The sequence below is a fragment of the Micromonospora craterilacus genome (assembly GCF_003236315.1).
In the GTDB taxonomy this organism is placed as follows: domain Bacteria; phylum Actinomycetota; class Actinomycetes; order Mycobacteriales; family Micromonosporaceae; genus Micromonospora; species Micromonospora craterilacus.
This window is the reverse complement of the sequence record NZ_POTY01000397.1, coordinates 1-3,241: the sequence shown is the minus strand read 5'-3', so window position 1 is coordinate 3,241 and position 3,241 is coordinate 1. Positions and strand designations below refer to the sequence as shown.

The following is a 3,241-nucleotide window of genomic DNA, read 5'->3' as shown; positions in this document are numbered from 1 at the left end:
GGACACGGCTCGCCGCCCACCGCCGTATTGACGTTCTCTCAGTGATCATCCATCGGTAGGCTGCCGCCTGCGATCGGATCGAGGCTGGTCGCGGTGTCCGACCGTGCGTCGTCACCGGTCACGGGGAGAGGATTTGCGATGACAGGTGGGCGGGTGCACCTACGGCGGGGCGTGGCTCTGCTGCTGGTGGGGGCGCTGGGGCTGACCGGCTGCGAGTCGGCCGCGCCGGAGGAGTCGGCGGCGCCGTCGCCGTCGGCGACGCCGAGTGAGTCGGCGTCACCGGCACCGGACTTCCAGCCGGGCGCCGCGGGTGCCGGTGATCCCTACTTCCCCGGTTACGGCAACGGCGGCTACGACGTCGCCGGCTACACGGTGAAGGTTCGCTACGACCCGGCGAAGGACCACCTGAGCGGCGTCACGACGGTGCAGGCCAAGGCGACGGCCGACCTGTCGTCGTTCAACCTCGACCTGGCCCACCTGAAGGTGAGCGCGGTGACCGTCGACGGTGCTCCGGCCACCCACCAGCAGGACAAGAACGAGCTGGTCATCGCCCCGACGGACGGCCTGGTGTCGGGCCGGGACTTCACCGCCGAGATCACGTACGCGGGCAAGCCGAAGGCGCTGAAGAACCAGGCGGTCGGCGAGGGCGGCTGGCTGCACACCTCCGACGGCGCGATCGCCCTCGGCCAGCCCGAGTCGGCCAGCACCTGGTTCCCGGTCAACGACCACCCGTCGGACAAGGCCACCTACCGGTTCGAGATCACCGTTCCGGACGGCTTGACCGCAGTCAGCGACGGGGTGCCGGGCGGCAAGACCAGCGCGGACGGCTGGACCACCTGGCGCTGGGCCGAGAACACGCCGATGGCCAGCTACCTGAGCATGGTGGCGATCGGGAAATTCCGGATCACCGAGGGCGAGCACAAGGGACGGCCGGTGTTCAACGCGGTGACCACGAAGGTGTCCAAGGGGGCCGCGGACTCCTCGATCGCCAAGACCGTCAAGGTGGCCGACTACCTGGAGACCGTCTTCGGCCCGTACCCGGTCGAGGCGTACGGCGGTGTGGTCGTGTCGGACGAGCGGATCCGGTACGCGTTGGAGACGCAGAGCCGGTCGGTCTACTCGGCGGGCTTCTTCCGCCGGGGCGAGAACACCAGCGTCGTCGCGCACGAGGTCGCCCACCAGTGGTTCGGCAACAGCGTGGCGCTGAGCCGGTGGCAGGACATCTGGCTCAACGAGGGCCTGGCGTCGTACGCCACGTGGCTCTGGGCCGAGCACACTGACGAGTTCACCGCGAAGGAGGCGTTCGACGTCCGGATGGCGCAGGTGCCGGCGGAGGTGTGGCGCACGCCGCCGGGCAAGCCGGGGGTGAAGAATATGTTCAGCGAGTCGGTCTACGAGCGCGGCGCGATGACCGTGCACGCGCTGCGGGTGTCCGTGGGCGACAAGGCGTTCTTCGAGATCCTCAAGACCTGGGCCAAGGAGAAGCGCGACGCCAACGGCATCACGGAGGAGTTCGTGGCGCTGGCGGAGCGGATCTCCGGCAAGAAGCTGGACAAGCTCTTCGACGCCTGGCTCTACGGCAAGAAGAAGCCCGCCAACCCCAAGCGTCGCTAGCCTGACCTTCAACCTGTGCGGCGCGGTCCGCCACCGGGCGAGGCGTTCGATCGCCCGGTGGCGGACCGGTCAGCTCGGCACCTTCAGTTTCGGATTGTCGGCGAGGAAGGCGTCGGCCCGGCCGGCCCGCAGTTCGGTGAGGAAGCGGCGACCGACCTGGGTCAGCTCCTCGCCCCGGTAGGCGTTGCCCCGGCCTACCCCCGCGCCCGGCAGGCCGACCAGCGTGAACGCGTCCGGCTTCAACCCGCTCAGGGCGTACCCGAACTCCACGATCTTTCGTCCGCCGACGTAGACCAGCATGTCCCCGAGCGCTCCGGTCACCTGCTCGATCCGCTCGGGTTGGCGGGCCAGGTCGTCGTCGAGCATCTTGAGCACCAGCGCCCGGATCAACTGCTGCTGGTGGCGCTGCCGGGTGTAGTCGCCACCGGACAGGTAGCGCTGGCGGGCGTAGTCGAGCGCCTGCCAGCCGTTGAGGTGCCGGTCGCCGGGCTCGTAGACCATCTGCGGACCGGTGTAGCCGCCCACCCCGGGGCCCGGTTCCCGGTGCGTCCCGTCCGGCTGGCGGTGCCGCGAAACCACCCGCTGGTCGACGTGGATGTCGACGCCGCCCAGGCTGTCCACCAGCTTGTCGAACCCGCCGAAGGTGAGCACGGCGCCCGCGTCGATGCGCAGGCCGGTGTAATCGCTGACCGTCTGGCGCAGCAGTTCGTACCCCTGTGCCGGGTCCGGTTGCTTCGGCCGGTCCGGCACCCGGCTGCCGTAGCTCATCGCGTGGGTGAGCTTGGTCCGCCCGCCGCGGTAGCCGGCCGGCGGGAACGCCGGGATGTCCACCACCAGGTCGCGGGGGAGCGAGAAGAGGTACGCCCGGGACAGCCCGGCCGGCACGTGCAGGATGAGCACGGCGTCGGCGTTCGGCCGCCAGCCGGGCACGCTCACCCGGGTGTCGACGCCGACCAGCAGCAGGTTCAGCGGCCCTTTGATGTCCGCACCCGGCGGCGGGGTGCTCGGACTCGCACTCGGGCTCGGCTGCCCGCTCGCCGATGCGGCCGGGCTGGTGGACCCGGCGGTCGGCACCCGCCGGTCGTCGCCGACCGCCCGAGCCACCACCACCGCCCCGACGGCCAGCACGGCCAGCGTGACCAGACCGGCCAGCACCAGCGTCAGCCGTCTCCGGTTTGCTCCGAACGCCATCCCCCGCCTCCTTCTGCCGTACCGACCCAACGCCGTGAAACGGGCTCAGGGTTGCCACCGGGCTCCGCGTGATGCCGGCGGCGCCGGCCCGTGCTGGCGCGGTGCGCCGGTCGGGTGCGCTGCATGATCGCGCGAAACGACGCCTGGCGCGAGAGCTACTCGGGAGTAATGATGCGTGCATGCGGTACGACGTGGTCGTCATCGGGTCGGGCTTCGGCGGCAGTGTCGCCGCGCTGCGACTGGCCGAGAAGGGGTACTCGGTCGGCGTGCTGGAGGCCGGCCGGCGCTTCGCCGACGACGAATTCCCGCAGACCTCGTGGCGGCTGCGGCGCTTCCTATGGGCCCCGAAACTGGGCTGTTTCGGCCTGCAACGGATCACCCTGCTGCCGGCGGCCGACCGGCGGTCCGGCGGTGGGGTGCTGGTGCTGTCCGGGGC

At 70.8% G+C, this 3,241-nt stretch carries 3 protein-coding genes; 2 read left to right on the top strand and 1 reads right to left on the bottom strand.

Translation table 11 applies throughout. The features are described 5' to 3' along the window. Positions 1–138 precede the first annotated feature (138 nt). Positions 139–1,614 (top strand): M1 family metallopeptidase, encoded by a 1,476-nt coding sequence (locus C1I95_RS32935; RefSeq protein ID WP_111219903.1) that lies wholly within the window; start codon positions 139–141, stop codon positions 1,612–1,614. A gap of 69 nt (positions 1,615–1,683) precedes the next feature. Here C1I95_RS32935 and C1I95_RS32930 read toward each other — a convergent pair whose 3' ends face one another. Further along, positions 1,684–2,805: an LCP family protein gene (locus tag C1I95_RS32930; RefSeq protein ID WP_111219901.1), complete on the bottom strand. Its 1,122-nt coding sequence runs from the start codon at positions 2,803–2,805 to the stop codon at positions 1,684–1,686. Between the two features lie 179 nt (positions 2,806–2,984). Here C1I95_RS32930 and C1I95_RS32925 point away from each other — a divergent pair. Beyond that, positions 2,985–3,241: FAD-dependent oxidoreductase (locus C1I95_RS32925; RefSeq protein WP_146605935.1), on the top strand; the 257-nt coding region annotated here is incomplete at its 3' end.